The organism is Terribacillus halophilus (genome assembly GCF_900162685.1).
GTDB lineage: Bacteria > Bacillota > Bacilli > Bacillales > Amphibacillaceae > Terribacillus > Terribacillus halophilus_A.
The window spans coordinates 2407778-2425063 of record NZ_LT727828.1; the positions used below are offsets into that span (position 1 = coordinate 2407778).

The following is a 17286-nucleotide window of genomic DNA, read 5'->3' on the forward strand; positions in this document are numbered from 1 at the left end:
GTGTATCATATTATGCCAATACGGTTAAATTGTTACGCTGCTTATTTTAGTCAGTCCAGCTCCTCATTTCCCTTTATATTGGAATGATTGGCAATGAGCAGTGCACAAACAAGAAGTACGATAGCCATCGCATACAACAAAATTGTCAACGGGTTTTCATGGTCAATAATAATTAAGCGGATGATGGCTGTGATACCGATGTAAATGAAGTATCGAAGCGGAAAATGATAGTCATGTGTGAAGTATTTAATTATCAAACTGATAAACTCAAAATAAAGGAAATAAACTATAATTCCTTCTGCGAGATAAAAATACGTAACTTCTTCGTTACGAATTAGCAGCACATCAAAAATAAATACTGTCTTTTTTAATAGAAAGACAACCAAAATCATCGCAAGGATGGTTAATGTGATATTAAGTACTGTCTGTAGCAAAACGGCAATCAATGCAGTCTTCTTTTGTAACTCCCGCATAGCTATCCCCCCTGAGCTTGTCTTAAATATATTGACTGACACGATAGGATATGCGAAGTCATATAAGCTTTTTTTATAGAAAATACGCTTGAACAATTGGAAGATAACAGACAGAATGGAAGTATCAGACAGGAGGTTGAAGCATTGATACAACTTGATCACGTCCATAAACAATACGGCAGTAAGAAAGCTGTCAACGACATTCATTTAACCATTCCAAGCGGAAAGATTTTCGGTTTTCTCGGACCCAATGGTGCTGGCAAATCCACTACCATTAAAATGGTGACAGGTATTCTGCCTATTGATTCAGGTTCTATCACAATAAACGGCAAAGACATCTCGACCAATACGATAGCAGCAAAGCATGAATTTGGTTATGTGCCGGATAGTCCTGATTTATTTTTACGGCTGAATGGTATTGACTATCTACATTTTATTGGGGATATATACGGAATATCAGCAGACGATCGAACTGCACGAATTGAGGAATATGCCAATATGTTCAGCATTTATGAAGCACTTAGCGATCAGATTAAAACATATTCACACGGCATGCGGCAGAAATTGTTCATTACCGGTATGCTCGTTCAGCAGCCATCTGTCTGGATTCTTGATGAACCAATGACCGGTCTTGATCCAAAGTCTTCTTATCAGCTGAAAGAATTAATGCGGCAGCACACAGCAAAAGGAAATACCGTCTTCTTCTCTTCTCATGTGCTCGAGGTTGTCGAACAGTTATGTGATGAAGTGGCTATTATCCGTAAAGGAGAACTGTTGTTTCATGGTACATTGCCGAAAATGAGAGAAAAATTCCACTCTGATGAAAGCTTGGAGCATATCTTCCTGGAGCTGACACAAGATGCATAAACCGATTCGTGCGCTCATTCGTATTCAGTTGAAAATGCAGTATCACAATGTATTTAAAAAACCGAGCGTCATCATCGGCTTCGTTTTCGGGTTATTAGGAATACTCTTTTTAGGGCTCATGTTAGGCGGATTTGTCCTGCAAGTAATTGATTTAATTTACACAATGCTCGAACCGTCAGGAAATTCGGATATTATTTTAGGCTCTCTATTTCTCATGAATTTCATCGTTGTGCTTCTTTTGTCATTAACTTTAATTATGAATGGTTTTTACTTTACCGAAGATATCACCTCTTTCCTGCACTTTCCTGTACATTCCTATCAATTGCTAATCGCTAAATCAGTGAACCCGCTTGTTTATGTTTACCTAGTTACGGCGGCGACGTATTTCCCTGTCAGCATGTACTATGGTGTTTTGTCTGGTGCAGGAATCGTATATTCTATTTTCGCACTGCTCCTATTTTTCGTTATTCCAATTATTCCTTATTCACTGGCATCCGTCATCGTCATGTTTGCGATGCAGTTTGTAAATAAAGGAAAGAACAAAGATAGAAGCAAAGTAATCGGCGGGATTCTCGGCTTTATCTTGCTGATTTTGTTAAATATAGTACTTCGCTTACAGCACGATCCAGAAAAAGTTGCCGAAACTATTGCTTCCAGTGCAGAAGGTGGCGGGATGCTGCAAATGGCTACTATGTATTATCCTCCTGCATGGCTCATGACAAACCAATTGACAACAGACAGCTTGTGGATGAGATTGTTGTACTTGATTATCGTTCTAGTGATTGCCTTAGTTTCGTTTTGGCTGTTTTATGCAGCATCACAAAAGCTATATTTGAAAGGTGCGTTAGGGCTGAATACTGGATCAGGTAAACAATTTAACGGCAAAGGACTGTACCGCAAACAAACCTCAGTTGTTCACGCTTACCGCAAAAAGGAAATACAGACTATCTTTCGCACACCAACATTCTTTCTGCAATGTGTCGCTGGCACACTTATTATGCCGGCTTTATTAGTCGTCATTGTTTTCATGGGTGATTTTACTTCTGCCGCTTCTTTGGCAAAAAGCTTGGACGGCAGCGGCCTTTACGTTGCCATACTAGCAGTAAACATTCTTACAATAGGACTAAATCCAGTAAGTATTGTGAGCTTTTCAAAAGACGGTCACAGCTGGGAAGCCCATCTTTTCCTGCCGTTGAAAATGTGGCAAATTGTTTTGGCCAAGCTGCAAGCCGCCTTTTTAATCAATCTTTTACCGATCACCGTCATGTTCCTCGTTGCCGTTTTTGTTTTGCAGCTGACTATTTGGCAAGCCATGCTTTGGCTGTTTCTCGCTTTGTTAGTAAATGCAGCTGTGACAATTATCGGGATGCTCAGTGATCTGTTTTATCCTAAACTAGGCTGGTCAGAGGAGACAGAATTGTTCCAAAACAGACTCGCAAGCCTCATTGCCATTGTTCTTTCTGTTGGCTCCTTAGGTATTTTGATTGCATTGTTGCTTGTACTGAACATGCAGATGTTTGTTTCGCTGCTTTTCACAGTTTTATATATCAGCTTGCTTGTTGCTGCATTATTGTACACTGTCAGCCGGCTGCTGCGGTCTGCAAATCGCACAACGCTGACAAAGTAAAAAAGAAGCTTTGCATAATTTCATGCAAAGCTTCTTTTTTGTTTATATATTAATAACAGCAGCCACTGCCGTATCCATAATCGTAATTGTTGCCACCTACATAGCAAGAACCAACGATAATTAAAAGAATAAACAATACAACGAGAAATGCGAAACCGAAACCTTCATTTCCATTTTCTTTGGACATCAGTACTTCCCCCTTTTCCTACAGGATAATGTATCGTATGTACACCACCTAGAAAAGGAAAGGGCGGATACCCAGTTCAGCTTAAACATAATCCTTCACAGCATATCGTTTGCCATTTTCTATACTTTCTCCTGTGAGAATATCCACAAGCACGCCTCCTACAAACATTGGGTCACGTAATGACTTGTTCGTGACATAGTCTTTGAACTTCTGAACATCCTGAAACTGTTCCGGCTCACTGGACCGAATATCAGCCTGCATATCTGTATCCATAATTCCTGGGTTATAAGCAATGGCGATATTACCGGAGTCTGCCTCACTTTCTTCCAAGGCAACCGTTTCCGTATAACGGTTCAATCCAGCCTTCGATGTACTATAAGCGCTCCAGCCATGTACCGAACGTTCAGCTGCGCCAGAAGTGACATTTACGATTACTAACGGTATGTTATATGTTTTTGCATACTTTAAGAAAATGGAGCAAGCAAGTATCGGCGCCGTCAGATTAATCGCCAGATGCGCTTCCAGTTCCTGCAGACTATAAGCATCAGCAGTTGCTATAGGACCGACCACACCAGCATTATTAATTAAGTACACTGTGTCCTTAGCGGTTGAAAATATGTTCGCGGCTAAGTCCTCAAAAATTTGCGCACACGCCGCTGTATCCTGTAAGTCTCCATAACGATATGCATAACTAGCATTTCCCTTCCCTTCATAGGAAGGAAGCGTATTACTGTCTTTTCTCGCGACACCAATCACGCTGATTTCCTTATCCATTAAATGCTTCGCAATTGCTTCTCCCAACCCGCGGGATGTTCCTGTCACTACTGCTGTTTTCATTTAATCTCCTCCTCTATATCCTTTAGGACAGCTGGTAATTCCGCATAAATGTGCACAATGTCAGCCATCGGCATTCGTACAAGTCCGCTTGAAGATGGAGCAACAAATTCAACTACATTAGAAGTAACCGAAGACTTTTGTAAGCCCCAGTTCGTCTGTTTCACTTTTCCATACTGCTGATAAACACCTTTTCCGACAAAGCATGCGATCTTCGGCTGGTAGTGAGCTAACTTCTCCCGAAGCAGCTCTGCACCTTCTATGTATTCTTCTTTCGTAATATCAGCGGCTGCCTTCGACGGCCTAGCCACGATATTTGTAAAGCCTATTCCCTTTTCAAGCAATTCCCGATCTTCGTAAGGCTCATATTTACGATCTGTAATACCCGCTTGATAGAGAATGTTCCAGAAGCGGTTATTGCGATTTGCGTAATGATGACCAGTTTCCGCAGATCGTACACTTGGATTGAATCCAATAAATAAAAGCCGCAGCCCCTTCTTTAAATGATCCGGTATTGGTTCAAGCTTCATCTCAGCACCTCCATCTTCCTACATTGTAGCTTTGACTACTTGCAGACGCAAAAAGAAGCACAGCTTATCAGCTGTGCCTCTTACTTATCAATGTAAATAGCCTGGCTGCCTAGCTGTTTCCAAGCCTTTTCAAAATTCTCCCTGTCTACTTCTTGGTTTTTCTGTCCATACGGATTATTAAGCAATACCGTATCCTCCGTATAGCCTGTGACTGCCACACTATGAACACTGTATGTGACATCTGCTTCCCCATTAGGTGTTTCCCAAGTCTCCATATCACCAGTCTGTGTGAAATTTACGGTGGTAACAATCCATACCGGGTTACCTTGATCGAGCGGTTCGTAAATAGCTTCTTTTACTGTCTCTCCCGTTTTATCAACAGCTTTGTCACCCGCTATTTTTTTAGCAAGATCCATGATAGGTCCGTGATAAACACCAAGCCCTGGTCCATTCTGCATGTCACCGACAAATCCTTTGTTCGGGTTTCCTCGAAGCCCGTTATCATATTGCAGCGGGACATATGGGATTTGTTCAGCTAATTCATTCTTTGTCACATCATAACCCGCATATAAGAGAATCATTGCTAAACTCGTCACTTCACACCCATTATATAAACGCGGCGCATCCATTTGGTTTAAAAGCGGAACATCTAAAGGTCCGTCTTTAACCGCAGAAAGCTCTGGTACTTCCTCTTTAATAGCTGCTTTATACTTTCTAGCAGCAATATCCGTTGCTTCCGCCCGCAATTCGTCTGATCTGTTTTGGTACGTAAGCACTGCCAGAACAAGCGCTATCACTGCCAGTGTACCAAGCATGATTACATATTTGTTTTTCATATATTCTCTCCTGTCAAAAGGATCACCAGGTTTACTATCTATTATAAATTAACCTATACCGCCGGAACAATATACATGAATTATGTTTAATAAAAAATTACGATGCACCACATACTAATGCTTGAGGTGATTACGATGCCAAAAAACAACAGCCGTAATAAAAATGCGGCTACAAGCGTAAATAAGCAAGGACTTACGGAAGACACAGCCAATCAAGAGCCGAAAAGCCAGCTTGAACAGCGTGCCAAGAAAAAGAATACAAAAATATAAAAAAACACAGCCTCAACATGAGGCTGTGTACATTATTTTTTTCTTGCAACGACAAACCAAGACTGCACATCTTTCTCTGCACCTCGCTCAAAATCAATTCGCTGATTATGAAGTGTCATTTCAACAATCTGGTAATCATCTTGAAGCATCTCTTGCAATTCGTTTTCATGGAAGAAATGCATGATTCGATTCTCCACTAGGAAGGTATCTTTCTCCAATTCCACACCTGCGCCATAGTATTTTTCATCTCTCGCTGACAAACAGGAGAATATCAAAAGTCCATTTTTACGCAAATGAGAAGTGAAATGATGAAAAAGGTTTTCTCTTTCTTCCCCTGTATACATATGAAGTATGTTTGATAAATAAATGCCATCGAATCTTTCTGTCGAAGGAAAAGGTAAATTCAAATAATCTCCGACAAAATGCTTTACATTGGACAATCCAACTGCCTTTGCATGATTACTGGCACGTTCAATTGCCACTTCTGAAATATCGCAAGCTGTTACATGGAAAGCATATTCTCCAAAGAAGTTACTGTTTCTTCCATACCCGCAGCCTGGTACGAACAGCCGCTTTGCCTGGTCTGCTGCAAAATATGGATATGCCATCACTGCTGATGGTGTTGCTTCCGTTCCCCAAATGTCCCCTGCTTCAAAACGATTATTCCAATAGGTTTGTAACGTTATACCCACAGTGCCATTTCCCCCAGCATAGAGTGTTATACATTGTTTCAGTAAATTACTTTACAAAGAATTTACTAGACATAGTGTAACATGTTTAGACAATGTTTAAAGGTTATTTTCTGAAAAAAAATGTAAAGAAATAATCACTACAATTTGTGCACTTTTTCACTTATACCATTCTTCTCGAAGCAGCCCCATCCGAATAGAATCATAGTATTCACCGTTGTAATATCGGCATTTCCGCATCCGAGCTTCCAATGTCATGTTAAGCTTTTCTCCCAGCCGCATCATACGTTTATTTCCAGACCATGTTGTATACCCTACTCGCACAATTGGCATGGTGTCGAATAAATGAGTGATCCACTGTTCAAATGCTGCTGTTCCGTAGCCGCCATTCCAGTAAGCTGGATCAAATATAGTTATACCCATCTCCAGCCATCTGGACGGTTTGTGTTCCCAATAATAGCTGACAGTCCCAATGACTGTTCCGTTAGTCTCTATCACCCATTGATCTGGCGAGTGCTCACCAAATTGGTAGCTAGCCAAAAAGTCCTCTTTTGTTTTGTGCGTCAACGGAAAATAGGGAGCATCCCACTTTTTCCATTCCGGTTCCTGTTCTCCATATTTCAGTTTCCATAAAAGGGCTCCTTCTTCTTCTCTTGGCGGTCTAATTTTCACATCAGTCATTTATATATTCCTCCATTCGGACACGCGGCCACAACCGTTGCCAATTCTTTTTGTTAACTCTTTCAAGGTAGATAGAATGATACGGTGCGCTTTTCACATAAAGAGGCGTCGGCGCAATACGACAAGCGAGCAGATCATTTACCCCAAATGGTGCAATTAATTGTAGTTCGCCATCCTCTAATTTCACCCCAATACTTGTAGCTGTTTCTGGATAGCAAGCAATTGCATGCGCTGTATCACGAAAAGCAGGCATCTGATTGATTTGATGCATTCTCGCTTGGTTTTTCACGGACCATGGTACACCAGGCATCACTTTTGCAAGCATGTTTTCAAGTTCTTTCTCGGCTGCTTTGTCTGTATCTGCTGCATCAAAATAAACAACATCCACGTCTGTAGGCGGCGTTCGTTCTATGTAATCATGCTGCACATCCCATGCCTTTGCTCTGACAAACCCTGCACTTATGCAGTAATCAGGAAGCTCTAGCTTGGCTGCTGTTTCCAGTATTGACATCATCCATATATCTTGTTTGATTGCTTCTAGTAAGTCAGCTTCCGTCTGCAGCTGACAAGCGTGAGGGTTATCTAGGTTCATAGCGATACTCCTCCAAATTCACACGCCCGTTTTGTACTTCCAACCCTTCCTCATGCAATCGTTCCAGTTGCTCATTCCGTGTTTCTTGATCTTGTATTTTCAGTTTTCCGTCAGCACTTATCACGCGGTGCCATGGGAGTTCGTGTTTTTGACTCATGCTATGTAAAATCCTTGATACTTGTCTTGCTCCGCGCACTCGCCCTGCAGCTGTACTAATTTGGCCGTATGTCATCACTTTACCTTCGGGAATTGACCGAATGATACGGATTACTTCCTCCGTGAATGAATCCACCGTACCCCTCCTTTTTTTAGAACTATCTGTCAATTAGTATAGCAGAACATCTTGTCGCTATGATAAGCCAAATAGAATATGATAGACTCTAATTAAATAGTCTAATAGGTCATCACCTGTTTAACATCTTGCTGAACGGGCTATGTAGTAAACGAGAGGAGAATGTATAATGAAACATATTGTGTTCTTTGATGCAAGCTGTCCCCTATGTTCCACTGCAAAGCAAGTGATCCAAAAATTGGATTGGCTGGATAATGTGAAATGGATACCAGCACAAAATATCGAGAATTATGAACGCTTCCGTTTTCTTGCCAAAGGGGATGTATACGACCGCATCCATATGATGTCTTTCAAAGGTGATATTTACAAAGGACATGAAACCGTCAAAAAAATATTGACATTGCTGCCTGCTACTGCAGCATTAGGTTGGCTGTTGTATCTGCCATTCTTAGACCCTTATTTGGAATCTTTATATAAGTGGATATCAGATAACCGCCATGACTGGTTTGGTACAAAACAATTGAAAGCCATATAAAAAAACGGGCACCTCTGCCCGTTTTTATTTATAGATATTTCTTCATGACGCGCTGCCCTTCATAACTAAACAGTACGTTTTTACCTTCCACAACTGTCTCCATATGAACAAATCTGCCCCAAAGCTGGTAGATATAAGGTAATGTTCGTTCTAAATACGTCAAATCTAATTCGACACCTTCATATTCATGCTTCAGATACAGCTCTCCGTTCGACAAATAGTCACCATCTGTGACTGTCAGATATGGAAAACCGCCATTCACACGCATTGTTATTAACTGATCGCGTACTTTCTCCCAGTCTTTATCCGTCACTTTATACTCATTCCCTTGTTTTTGGAAAAGGTACATATCTTCACGGTGAACTAATTCCTTGGTTAAATAATTTCGTAAGAAGGAAATATCAGATTCAATTTCTCGGACTTCGAACATCTTCTCTCTGCCTGATCCCGGCTTAACTCCATACCGCTGCATTTCTTCCGTGGGGTTATCAAAACGTTCTTCGATATCCTCAAAAATCTTTATGCCTAAATAATATGGATTAATCTGCGTCGGTGAAGGCTGTACGACACCTGCATTTAATTTTGCATATTCAATCGCTTCATCACTTGTCAGGTTCATCTCTCTCAAAATACGTGCATGCCAGAAGGATGCCCATCCTTCGTTCATGATTTTTGTTTCCAGCTGCGGCCAGAAATACAGCATTTCTTCCCGCATCATTGTAAGGATATCGCGCTGCCAATCCTCCAAATTACGGCTGTATTCCTCGATAAACAACAGGATATCTTTTTCCGGGCGAGGAGGGAAAGTCTTTCTTTTCTTGTCTTTTTTCTCGCTCGTTTTTTTCTGATCAACAAACCAGATGTCATCATATTCTGTTGCTCTTTCTGGAAACTCATCATCTCCTGTGTCTTCAGCGTCCCACCCTAGCTTTGGCCGCAACAGAGACGGATCAATATGCTCTTGGATCGCAAGCACTGCATCGAGGAAATCTTCTACTTCCTTTTTCCCATGTTCCTTCTCATAAGCTGCTACCCGCTCTGCTGTTGCTGCCATACTGTCAACCATATTGCGATTCGTATTTTGAAAGCGGACATTATTTTTGAAGAAATCACAATGAGCCAATACATGTGCAACAATCAGTTTATTCTGAATTAAACTGTTAGAGTTAAGCAGAAAAGCATAGCAAGGATTTGAGTTGATAACAAGCTCATAAATCTTACTTAGCCCTAGATCATATTGCAGCTTCATTTTATGAAATTGCTTGCCGAAACTCCAGTGTGTAAACCGCGTCGGCATACCGTAAGCACCAAATGTATAAATAATATCTGCCGGACAAATTTCATAGCGCATAGGGTAAAAATCAAGTCCAAATCCTTTGGCAATCTCAGTAATTTCTCCAATAGCCCTTTCCAATGCCTGCGTGTCGGATAGCTGCACGGGCTTTCTCTCCTTTGTACGTAATAGTATTTATACTTATGCAAAGGAGGCAGAAAAGAGACCAGCTCATTTGGCGACAGACCATGAAAAAGGAAAAACTAACGTTATAAGACTGGAATCCTACTTGATAAGTTTCAAGCTGACTTTAAATGTTGTTTTAATATACGGAACGCTATGTAATGAAATCGAACCGCCCATCTGCTCAACCAATCGCTTGGATATAGTCAAACCTAAGCCGCTTCCTTGATAATGCTTGTTTCTAGAGTCTTCCATCGTGTACATTCTTTCAAATACGTCATTTTGGTGCGATTCATGGATGCCTTTGCCTTTATCATAAACTTCCATACATACCGTATCCTTTTTCTTGCTTATCTTAAATCCAATCATATTTCCTTCTGCTCCATAAGTAATTGCGTTGGATAACAGATTATTTAAAACCCTTATGATTGCTTCTTCATTTCCCATTACATAGAAGGAATGTTCCGGAATTTCAATTATTACATCGAATTGCTTTTTCTCCAGGATACTCGAAAAGTCCAATATGACCTTTCTGCTTATTTCACAAATATCCAATTTCCTAAGTTGAATATCTTTGTCTCCTGACTCCAGCTTCGCCAGCTCAAAAAAACGTTCAATTAGACGCAGCACTTCTGTAGATTTTAATTTTAGTGTCGCTAGCGTGCTAACAAGTGTTTCGTCTTCCAAATTTAGATCACTTTCCGCTATTTCAATGTAGCCTAATATTACCGTGAGAGGTGTTTTAAGATCATGTGATATATTAGACAGCATCTTTCGCATAGAACGTTCTATATGCATATAATCAGCAGCAATTTGGTGATTCCGATCAAGTAAAATATTTAACTGAATTAAGAGATTTTTGACTGCTTGATTACTCGTATGTTGCAAGATCCTTTCTCTCTCATCGACATACGTTATTTGACGCAGTTTGTTTTCTATGTATTTCAGTTCATCTTCTACACTTCGCTTACTTTTGAAAAGCAGGAGATTAATAAACAACGATACAACTAGCAACCCTGTAAGTACTATGACTGTATTCATATCTCACCTAACTTATAACCAATCCCCCATAAAGTCTTTATATATCTTGGGTTGGATGGGTCATCTTCAATCTTCTCTCTTAGTCGCCTAATATGCACGTTGATGACATTCTCATCTCCATGATAATCTTCTTTCCAAATCAAATGATAAAGCTGTGCTTTAGTATATACATTAGAAGGATGCTGCACGAATAGTTTCAGAATACTGAATTCTTTAGCAGTAAGGCTGATTTCTTGACCAAATTTCCTGATTGAGTAGTTATCAATATCAACCAGCAAGTCGCCTATTCGCAAATACTGCGCTTTCTTTTCTGTCGTCCTCATATAATGCTGTTCTCTGCGCAATGTTGCTTTGACCCGTGCCGTCAATTCAGCAATAGAGAACGGTTTGGAAATATAATCATCAGCACCTAACCCCAGCCCTATCACTTTATCTGTATCTTCTCCTTTAGCAGACATGATAAGAACTGGCACCATACTTCGAGAACGAATTCTTGTTAAGCATTCAATTCCATCAATTTTTGGAAGCATCAAGTCCAACAAAATTACATCATATTGATGATTTCTGCAGTTTACTAAAGCCTCTTCCCCATCATATACTGCTGTCACATCAAAGCCTTCTTTAGTTAAGCTCTCCTGAACCATCTTGTTTATATAGAAATCATCTTCCACAACCAAAACGCTTGCAATCACAATAAACACTCCTAACGTTAGAAATAGCGCCTCTACATTCTTATAACATATATATAGAAGAATCACATTTTTTTCCACCAATAGAGATATAGAAGTTTTTTATAGAATACAGAAAATGCTGCCTGAAATCAGGCAACATCTCGTTTGTCAATATGGCGATAAGATTGGTAAGCAATGGCCAAACCAAGTAATCCTAATGCTAATGGTATCCAAATAAATTGGAATAAACTAACTGCTTCACTTCCATTTGATATTGTTCCGTTAATTAAGATACCAATGATAACAGCCCATGTAATCGTAGCAGCGGCTGATTTCTTTTTCATACCGAAAAATAAGGGAATTAAGCTGACTCCAGCAGTCATTAATGCATTTATAAGTGTTGCTGGGAAAATTAACATTATATCGTTCCATTCTAAAGGAGCCTCAAACAGAAACAGATGCGGACTTATCAAATAAGCAAGCAAATACGTAATAAGCGTTGCCAGAACGATACTAAAGAAACAGAAGGCAAAAACTACAATTAATTTTGCTTTCATCAGCTGCTTGCGTTGTACTGGGTAAGTGAACAGCAACTGAATAGTGCCTGTTCGAAATTCTTCAATAACAATCTTGGCTAAAATCACGCTAGAAAAGATGAGAAAGACCGTCCTGATAAAAATATCAGCTAATGACATAAAACTTTGAAAATCGGGAAACATTGGTTCAATTTCATTTCTGGATCCCCACCCCATGAGAGCAACTACTGCAAAAGTGGCTGCGATACACATTATTACAACTGGAAAATACCCAAACAGTTTATGCTTTTTGTATTCTAGCTTCATTAGTTTAAACATCTTAATTCTCCTTTACTTTTACATTATCTTTTTAAGTTTCTAAAAGCTGTATCTCCTTTTCCTTCATCGTATTAATGAAATACTCTTCTAACGAACTATGTTTTTTATTAATACTATCTATTTCAATATTTTCTATTACGAATACTTTCGTTAATTCACTTTGCGTTAATTTACCATCGTAAATTCGAATTATATTCTCATCAAATATTTTATAGTTTCGTGCTTTCAGTTTCTCCTCAAGAACATATACTGCTCGCTTAACGTTCTGTACATGAACTTCGATATATTCTGTTTGCTCGCCGCTGATGCTTTTCATTGCCACTTCTTTCACTAACTTGCCGTCTTGAATAATTCCTATTGTATCGGCCATTTGTTCCATCTCTGCAAGAATATGGCTTGACACTATAAGAGTGACACCAAAATCCCTGGAAAGTAATTTGAATAATTCTCTTAAATCTTTTATACCTACTGGGTCAAGACCATTAATCGGCTCATCCAATACAAGTAATTCAGGTTTAGTTGAGATTGCTCTCGCTATGCCTAATCTTTGTTTCATTCCTAAAGAAAAGTCCTTTACTTTCTTTTCTCCGACATTGTGTAGCTTAACAAGCTCCAATGCTTGCTCGATTGCCTTTTTATCATAATAGCCCATATATTCGCAGTGCAGTGCCAAGTTTTCTTTAGCAGTCAATCTGTCATAAAATACGGGGTATTCGATAATTGTCCCCATTCTTTTTAATACTTCCACAGATGTCGCTGTTAATTTATTTCCAAACAATTCAATTTCCCCGCTTGTAGGTTTGATAAGATTTGTAATCATTTTCATGATTGTTGTCTTTCCGGCTCCATTCGGTCCTAAGAAGCCATAAATCTCACCCGCTTTAACGTGCATGTCCACACCCGATACCACATCATTTCCGCCGTAAGATTTTGTAAGCTGGTATGTTTGCAAGATGTATGTCATCTGATCTCTCCTCTCTGTTTCTATAGCTATTATACAAATCGGTTTTTTCTTTTCTCTTACTAAATTCTTAATTCTTCCTTAAGTTCGAACTGGCAGAATGAAGAAGCAAAGGTATGATGTTTACCAAACACTTAAGCTTGTGAATATTTTAAAGAAACTGCAATGATACGTCCCTAGACATACGGGATAGAAGGTTGTTTCGAGTTACTCCATTTCTCTCAACTAACTTGTTGCTAATAGCACATTAAAAAATGCTGTTCTTAAAAGAGTATTAAGACAGCATCTAATTTGAAAATTCATAGTTATATTTGAAATTGGTAATCTCAATCACATCTCATTTTAATTAATCTGTTACACGTATTAGTCCATCATCACTTGTTAGACTTAACTTATTAGTCCCCTGACCAACCTTTCCCTTCTTAATATTTTCAGTATCTTCGCTTTCCTCAAGTCCTTTTATATCAAGATCTATATCAGAAGATGCGCTCTCAGCAGTAACCGATAGAGAAGTTGGTGCCTTCTTATAAGACACTTTTATGTCACCCGATTCTGTATTCACTTCTAAAGATTTCCCTTCATTTACTTCTTTTATTGAGATCAGCCCATCTACTGAAGTAACCTTTGCCTTAGAACTAGTTACATTTTCCATGTAGTTGTCACCGCTAGCAGAAGTTATATCCAACTTATCAATGGAACTATCTTCCACACTTAACATTCCATCCATAGATGAAAACTTTCCTGATTTAGCCGAAACACCTTCCACTTTCCCATCACCAGCATTGCTTTTAACAACAATATTACCAACTGCGATTTTGCTCATTTCTATATCACCATCTTTAGTTGTTAATTCAATATTATTTATACCTGATTCAGGCATATTAATACGGATTGTCCCCTTCTTCCCAAAAGTAAATCCTCCAAAAAAGCTACCCTGTTTTGATTTACTTTGTTTGATTACTATTGCTTCTCCTTCTCTCTTGAATGTAACAGGATCATCATCTTTTTGATTCCCTTCAGCAAATATAGTTAACTTATTTGATTCACTCTTTTTAAATCTTACCTCCCACGAATCACTATCTACTTTTATACTTTCAATATTATCTGTGTTATAAGACTCATTCTTCTCAAAATTATTACCCTCTGCACGATAGCTATAGGCACCAAAAGCAAGTCCGCCAATTACAACAAATGCTGCTGCAGTTGATATAACTTTTTTCATTTTGCTTCCTCCTAATTGATAGATTTATGCGGTTTCAGGTTTTAATGTATATTCATCATTACTTTCTACCTTTAGATACAAATTGACATCTTGAATAAACAATTCCCATTAACTTGGACTAACTGTTTCTTATCCATTTGCTCTCCTCCTCCGATTTATATTTCCATTCTAAAAAATAAAGATTTCTTTCCTCTTACTAATTTCTTAATACTTTCTTAAGTTACTTTTCTGTGCACCATGAGAGATGGAGTAGCAGAAGTCCATAGATTTGTTTTTTTGAAAACATAAAAAAACAAGCAGTCTCAAAATAGAGAACCGCTTGTTTAAATTGATTTCAAAAACCAGACCATCAGGCAAAAACAGGAGACATAATTAAGCCGCCAGCTACTGGAATTTGAATAATCCTTATTCACTTACTTTTTCATAATAATAAACCAATGTCTCCATCCCTTTATCAAAGCTTTCCAGCGGGAAGCTTTCATTCGGGGAGTGCAGTCTGTCTTCTGGCGTGCCAAATCCAAGCAAGATGACAGGCATTTGGTAGACAGTATCAATCCACTCCACAACTGGAATGGATCCACCCATACGAACAAAGACAGTTTCTTTGCCAAAGGCTTGTGTTAAACTGTCCGCTGCTTTTTGTATCAGCGGATGATTTGGATCTACTTTATACGCTTTTGCTTTGAACGGTTCCGGTCTAACCTCGACACGCACCCCAGCTGGCGTATGCTTCTTGATATGTGCTGTTATTTTCTCCACAATGTCCGCTGGATCCTGACCTGGAACAAGGCGGCTCGTTATTTTCGCAGTTGCTTCGGATGGAATAATCGTCTTCGTTCCTTCTCCTTGATAACCGCCATACATGCCGTTAACCTCTAATGTTGGGCGGGCCATTGTATGTTCTTTCGCTGTGTAGCCTTTTTCCGAAACTGCTTCCGGAACGCCGACTGTTTTGGTAAAGTCTTCTCCTGGGGCTTGTGCCATTAGCTTGCGTTCTTCTTCCGGCAGTTCCTCAACGCCGTCATAAAACCCTTCCACTTGGACTACTTCTTCTTTATCTTTTAGAGAACTTAAGATATGCGTCATCGCTTGCAGCGGATTACGGACGGCTCCCCCATACAAGCCGGAATGCAAATCTCGGTCTGGTCCGTAAACCGAGAACTCGAGTGCAGCTGCTCCCTTTAAACCATAAAGCATTGTTGGCTGTCCTGTTTCCACCATGCCCGAATCGCTGATAATCGCAAAATCAGCTTGGAACTGCTCTGTTTGTTCATGCAGAACCGCATGCAAATTCGTGCTGCCGATCTCTTCTTCTCCTTCAATACATACTTTCATATTGATTGGGAGTGCTCCTTCTGTTTTCATGAAAGCTTCAAAAACAGCTAGATGCATGAACACTTGTCCTTTATCATCACTCACACCGCGAGCGTAAATGCGTCCATTGCGCTCTGCCGGCTCAAATGGCTCACTGTCCCAAAGCGGAAGCGGGTCGGCTGGCTGGACATCGTAATGTCCATAGAAAAGTGCTGTCGGTTTATCAGAACCTGCACCAAGCCATTCACCTGTTACGATTGGGTGTTTTTCTGTCTGTTGAACGGTCACTTTATCAAAACCAATTTCTTTTAAATAATCAGCTGTAAAGGCAGCTGCCTTCGCAACATCTTCTTTATATGTACTGTCTGTGCTGATACTTGGGATACGCAGATAGCTATACAGCTTTTCCAGCAGCTTCTCCCGATTTTCCTGTAAATAAGCGACTACTTGATTGGTCATGTGTGCCACCCTTTCTTTTCTTTCTAGTTTAGCACAATTCTTGCGCTTCTTGTTTAGCTTGCACCTCCTAGTGGAATCGTAAAAGAAATATGACATTGCAGGAGGTTACCTATGGGTAAGGTATTAATTGTTGCAACCAATCATGACAGCTTGAAGCAGACACCTGAAACGACCGGTCTCTGGTTCAGTGAGCTGACGAACTTTTATGACAAGCTGAAAACCCGTCATTATATGACCGTTATCAGTCCAAAAGGAGGCAATATACCGATTGATCATCGCAGTCTGACAGGCTTGTTCAAGAGTCACAAACTGCGCAAATATTATCGCGCCCCAGGATTTCAAAGACTGCTGCAAGAAAGTCTTTCACCTAAAGACGTAAAAGCTGCTGACTATGATGCCATTTACTTCACTGGTGGTCACGGGACCATGTGGGACTTTCCAGAAAGCAAAGAGCTGCAGCAGCTTACAAGAGAGATTTATGAAAATGGCGGCGTTGTCGCTGCAGTCTGCCATGGTCCGGCAGCATTGTTAAACGTCAAATTGTCAGACGGAACATACTTAATACAAAATAAAACAGTCACAGGTTATTCGGACCGCGAAGAAACAGCCAGCTTTAATAAGCATGAAATTCCTTATTCGTTAGAGGAACAGCTAAAAAATCGTGCTCTTACTTACCATAAAGCCAAGATTCCATTCAAAGGACATGTAGAAGAAGACGACAGAGTGATTACTGGACAGAATCCAGCCAGCGTGAAAGGTGTAGCTAAAGCAGTTATTAACCGATTAGAACAGAAAGCATTCGCTGAGCACCCAGATTCTTTCCGTGCTGTTTTGCGCATTTCAGTTGAGGATCAAATATTAAGAAGAAAGCCAGCCCCTTAAATGGGACTGGCTT

Annotated in this window: 21 protein-coding genes; 5 read left to right on the top strand and 16 right to left on the bottom strand. The window is 39.8% G+C overall.

From position 1 onward, the window contains the following. Positions 1 to 50: 50 nt before the first annotated feature. Positions 51 to 473 (bottom strand): phosphate-starvation-inducible protein PsiE, encoded by a 423-nt coding sequence (psiE, locus tag B1K52_RS16870; protein WP_077310347.1) that lies wholly within the window; start codon positions 471 to 473, stop codon positions 51 to 53. 144 nt (positions 474 to 617) lie between these two features. Between psiE and B1K52_RS16875 the strand changes: the two genes are divergently transcribed. Further along, complete coding sequence (locus B1K52_RS16875) at positions 618 to 1340, top strand: ABC transporter ATP-binding protein (protein WP_077310349.1); 723 nt, start codon at positions 618 to 620, stop codon at positions 1338 to 1340. After that, entirely contained in the window at positions 1333 to 2967 is a 1635-nt protein-coding gene (locus tag B1K52_RS16880; protein ID WP_077310351.1) for a putative ABC transporter permease subunit, read from the top strand. The genes B1K52_RS16875 and B1K52_RS16880 overlap by 8 nt, the downstream gene beginning before the upstream one ends. 49 nt (positions 2968 to 3016) lie before the next feature. On the opposite strand, the gene B1K52_RS16885 is transcribed toward B1K52_RS16880, so the two are convergent. The 4 genes from B1K52_RS16885 to B1K52_RS16900 all read right to left on the bottom strand — a co-directional run bounded on the left by B1K52_RS16885 (position 3017) and on the right by B1K52_RS16900 (position 5354). After that, positions 3017 to 3154 carry a YjcZ family sporulation protein gene (locus B1K52_RS16885; RefSeq protein ID WP_077310352.1) on the bottom strand — a complete coding sequence of 46 codons (138 nt, stop codon included), beginning with the start codon at positions 3152 to 3154 and terminating at the stop codon, positions 3017 to 3019. An 81-nt stretch (positions 3155 to 3235) separates the two neighbouring features. Further along, positions 3236 to 3991: an SDR family NAD(P)-dependent oxidoreductase gene (locus B1K52_RS16890; RefSeq protein WP_077310354.1), complete on the bottom strand. Its 756-nt coding sequence runs from the start codon at positions 3989 to 3991 to the stop codon at positions 3236 to 3238. After that, on the bottom strand, positions 3988 to 4518 hold the full coding sequence (locus tag B1K52_RS16895) for a mismatch-specific DNA-glycosylase (protein WP_077310355.1): 531 nt from the start codon (positions 4516 to 4518) through the stop codon (positions 3988 to 3990). Before B1K52_RS16895 ends, B1K52_RS16890 begins: the two co-directional genes overlap by 4 nt. Positions 4519 to 4598: 80 nt before the next feature. Further along, complete coding sequence (locus tag B1K52_RS16900; RefSeq protein ID WP_256855948.1) at positions 4599 to 5354, bottom strand: C39 family peptidase; 756 nt, start codon at positions 5352 to 5354, stop codon at positions 4599 to 4601. 135 nt (positions 5355 to 5489) lie between these two features. On the opposite strand from B1K52_RS16900, the gene B1K52_RS17765 reads away from it, so the two are divergent. Further along, positions 5490 to 5624, top strand: a complete 135-nt coding sequence (locus B1K52_RS17765) for a small, acid-soluble spore protein L (protein ID WP_101896434.1) — start codon at positions 5490 to 5492, stop codon at positions 5622 to 5624. A 32-nt stretch (positions 5625 to 5656) separates the two neighbouring features. Here B1K52_RS17765 and B1K52_RS16905 read toward each other — a convergent pair whose 3' ends face one another. The 4 genes from B1K52_RS16905 to B1K52_RS16920 all read right to left on the bottom strand — a co-directional run bounded on the left by B1K52_RS16905 (position 5657) and on the right by B1K52_RS16920 (position 7878). Further along, positions 5657 to 6316, bottom strand: a complete 660-nt coding sequence (locus tag B1K52_RS16905; protein WP_179106595.1) for a class I SAM-dependent methyltransferase — start codon at positions 6314 to 6316, stop codon at positions 5657 to 5659. 156 nt (positions 6317 to 6472) lie between these two features. After that, positions 6473 to 6994 (bottom strand): GNAT family N-acetyltransferase, encoded by a 522-nt coding sequence (locus B1K52_RS16910; protein ID WP_077310359.1) that lies wholly within the window; start codon positions 6992 to 6994, stop codon positions 6473 to 6475. Beyond that, positions 6987 to 7586 carry a nucleotidyltransferase family protein gene (locus B1K52_RS16915; RefSeq protein ID WP_077310361.1) on the bottom strand — a complete coding sequence of 200 codons (600 nt, stop codon included), beginning with the start codon at positions 7584 to 7586 and terminating at the stop codon, positions 6987 to 6989. Before B1K52_RS16915 ends, B1K52_RS16910 begins: the two co-directional genes overlap by 8 nt. Further along, complete coding sequence (locus B1K52_RS16920) at positions 7573 to 7878, bottom strand: MGMT family protein (protein ID WP_077310363.1); 306 nt, start codon at positions 7876 to 7878, stop codon at positions 7573 to 7575. The genes B1K52_RS16915 and B1K52_RS16920 overlap by 14 nt, the downstream gene beginning before the upstream one ends. 169 nt (positions 7879 to 8047) lie before the next feature. Here B1K52_RS16920 and B1K52_RS16925 point away from each other — a divergent pair, with 169 nt between their 5' ends. Next, positions 8048 to 8413 carry a thiol-disulfide oxidoreductase DCC family protein gene (locus B1K52_RS16925; RefSeq protein WP_077310365.1) on the top strand — a complete coding sequence of 122 codons (366 nt, stop codon included), beginning with the start codon at positions 8048 to 8050 and terminating at the stop codon, positions 8411 to 8413. A gap of 28 nt (positions 8414 to 8441) precedes the next feature. Here the strand turns inward: B1K52_RS16925 and B1K52_RS16930 are convergent, their stop codons facing one another. From B1K52_RS16930 to B1K52_RS16960, 7 genes are all read right to left on the bottom strand, one after another. Then, on the bottom strand, positions 8442 to 9851 hold the full coding sequence (locus B1K52_RS16930; protein WP_077310367.1) for a SpoVR family protein: 1410 nt from the start codon (positions 9849 to 9851) through the stop codon (positions 8442 to 8444). 120 nt (positions 9852 to 9971) lie between these two features. Beyond that, on the bottom strand, positions 9972 to 10910 hold the full coding sequence (locus B1K52_RS16935) for a sensor histidine kinase (RefSeq protein WP_077310369.1): 939 nt from the start codon (positions 10908 to 10910) through the stop codon (positions 9972 to 9974). Beyond that, a complete protein-coding gene (locus B1K52_RS16940; protein WP_143588911.1) occupies positions 10907 to 11602 on the bottom strand; it encodes a response regulator transcription factor in 696 nt (231 codons plus the stop codon). The genes B1K52_RS16935 and B1K52_RS16940 overlap by 4 nt, the downstream gene beginning before the upstream one ends. A gap of 128 nt (positions 11603 to 11730) precedes the next feature. Next, complete coding sequence (locus B1K52_RS16945) at positions 11731 to 12435, bottom strand: DUF2705 family protein (protein WP_077310371.1); 705 nt, start codon at positions 12433 to 12435, stop codon at positions 11731 to 11733. A 31-nt stretch (positions 12436 to 12466) separates the two neighbouring features. Beyond that, entirely contained in the window at positions 12467 to 13399 is a 933-nt protein-coding gene (locus B1K52_RS16950; protein WP_077310372.1) for an ABC transporter ATP-binding protein, read from the bottom strand. Between the two features lie 343 nt (positions 13400 to 13742). Further along, positions 13743 to 14618: a DUF4097 family beta strand repeat-containing protein gene (locus tag B1K52_RS16955; protein WP_077310373.1), complete on the bottom strand. Its 876-nt coding sequence runs from the start codon at positions 14616 to 14618 to the stop codon at positions 13743 to 13745. 405 nt (positions 14619 to 15023) lie between these two features. Continuing rightward, positions 15024 to 16391 (bottom strand): dipeptidase, encoded by a 1368-nt coding sequence (locus B1K52_RS16960; protein WP_077310375.1) that lies wholly within the window; start codon positions 16389 to 16391, stop codon positions 15024 to 15026. Between the two features lie 111 nt (positions 16392 to 16502). On the opposite strand from B1K52_RS16960, the gene B1K52_RS16965 reads away from it, so the two are divergent. Further along, positions 16503 to 17273: a type 1 glutamine amidotransferase domain-containing protein gene (locus B1K52_RS16965; RefSeq protein WP_077310377.1), complete on the top strand. Its 771-nt coding sequence runs from the start codon at positions 16503 to 16505 to the stop codon at positions 17271 to 17273. Positions 17274 to 17286 lie beyond the last annotated feature (13 nt).

What these genes read in the sequence shown, in the direction of transcription:
- B1K52_RS16890 (WP_077310354.1), bottom strand. Translation starts at nt 3,991, where the DNA reads ATGAAAACAGCAGTAGTGACAGGAACATCCCGCGGGTTGGGAGAAGCA.
- B1K52_RS16955 (WP_077310373.1), bottom strand. Translation starts at nt 14,618, where the DNA reads ATGAAAAAAGTTATATCAACTGCAGCAGCATTTGTTGTAATTGGCGGA.
- psiE (WP_077310347.1), bottom strand. Translation starts at nt 473, where the DNA reads ATGCGGGAGTTACAAAAGAAGACTGCATTGATTGCCGTTTTGCTACAG.
- B1K52_RS17765 (WP_101896434.1), top strand. Translation starts at nt 5,490, where the DNA reads ATGCCAAAAAACAACAGCCGTAATAAAAATGCGGCTACAAGCGTAAAT.
- B1K52_RS16965 (WP_077310377.1), top strand. Translation starts at nt 16,503, where the DNA reads ATGGGTAAGGTATTAATTGTTGCAACCAATCATGACAGCTTGAAGCAG.
- B1K52_RS16885 (WP_077310352.1), bottom strand. Translation starts at nt 3,154, where the DNA reads ATGTCCAAAGAAAATGGAAATGAAGGTTTCGGTTTCGCATTTCTCGTT.
- B1K52_RS16935 (WP_077310369.1), bottom strand. Translation starts at nt 10,910, where the DNA reads ATGAATACAGTCATAGTACTTACAGGGTTGCTAGTTGTATCGTTGTTT.
- B1K52_RS16915 (WP_077310361.1), bottom strand. Translation starts at nt 7,586, where the DNA reads ATGAACCTAGATAACCCTCACGCTTGTCAGCTGCAGACGGAAGCTGAC.
- B1K52_RS16910 (WP_077310359.1), bottom strand. Translation starts at nt 6,994, where the DNA reads ATGACTGATGTGAAAATTAGACCGCCAAGAGAAGAAGAAGGAGCCCTT.
- B1K52_RS16880 (WP_077310351.1), top strand. Translation starts at nt 1,333, where the DNA reads ATGCATAAACCGATTCGTGCGCTCATTCGTATTCAGTTGAAAATGCAG.
- B1K52_RS16960 (WP_077310375.1), bottom strand. Translation starts at nt 16,391, where the DNA reads ATGACCAATCAAGTAGTCGCTTATTTACAGGAAAATCGGGAGAAGCTG.
- B1K52_RS16950 (WP_077310372.1), bottom strand. Translation starts at nt 13,399, where the DNA reads ATGACATACATCTTGCAAACATACCAGCTTACAAAATCTTACGGCGGA.
- B1K52_RS16895 (WP_077310355.1), bottom strand. Translation starts at nt 4,518, where the DNA reads ATGAAGCTTGAACCAATACCGGATCATTTAAAGAAGGGGCTGCGGCTT.
- B1K52_RS16925 (WP_077310365.1), top strand. Translation starts at nt 8,048, where the DNA reads ATGAAACATATTGTGTTCTTTGATGCAAGCTGTCCCCTATGTTCCACT.
- B1K52_RS16945 (WP_077310371.1), bottom strand. Translation starts at nt 12,435, where the DNA reads ATGTTTAAACTAATGAAGCTAGAATACAAAAAGCATAAACTGTTTGGG.
- B1K52_RS16900 (WP_256855948.1), bottom strand. Translation starts at nt 5,354, where the DNA reads ATGAAAAACAAATATGTAATCATGCTTGGTACACTGGCAGTGATAGCG.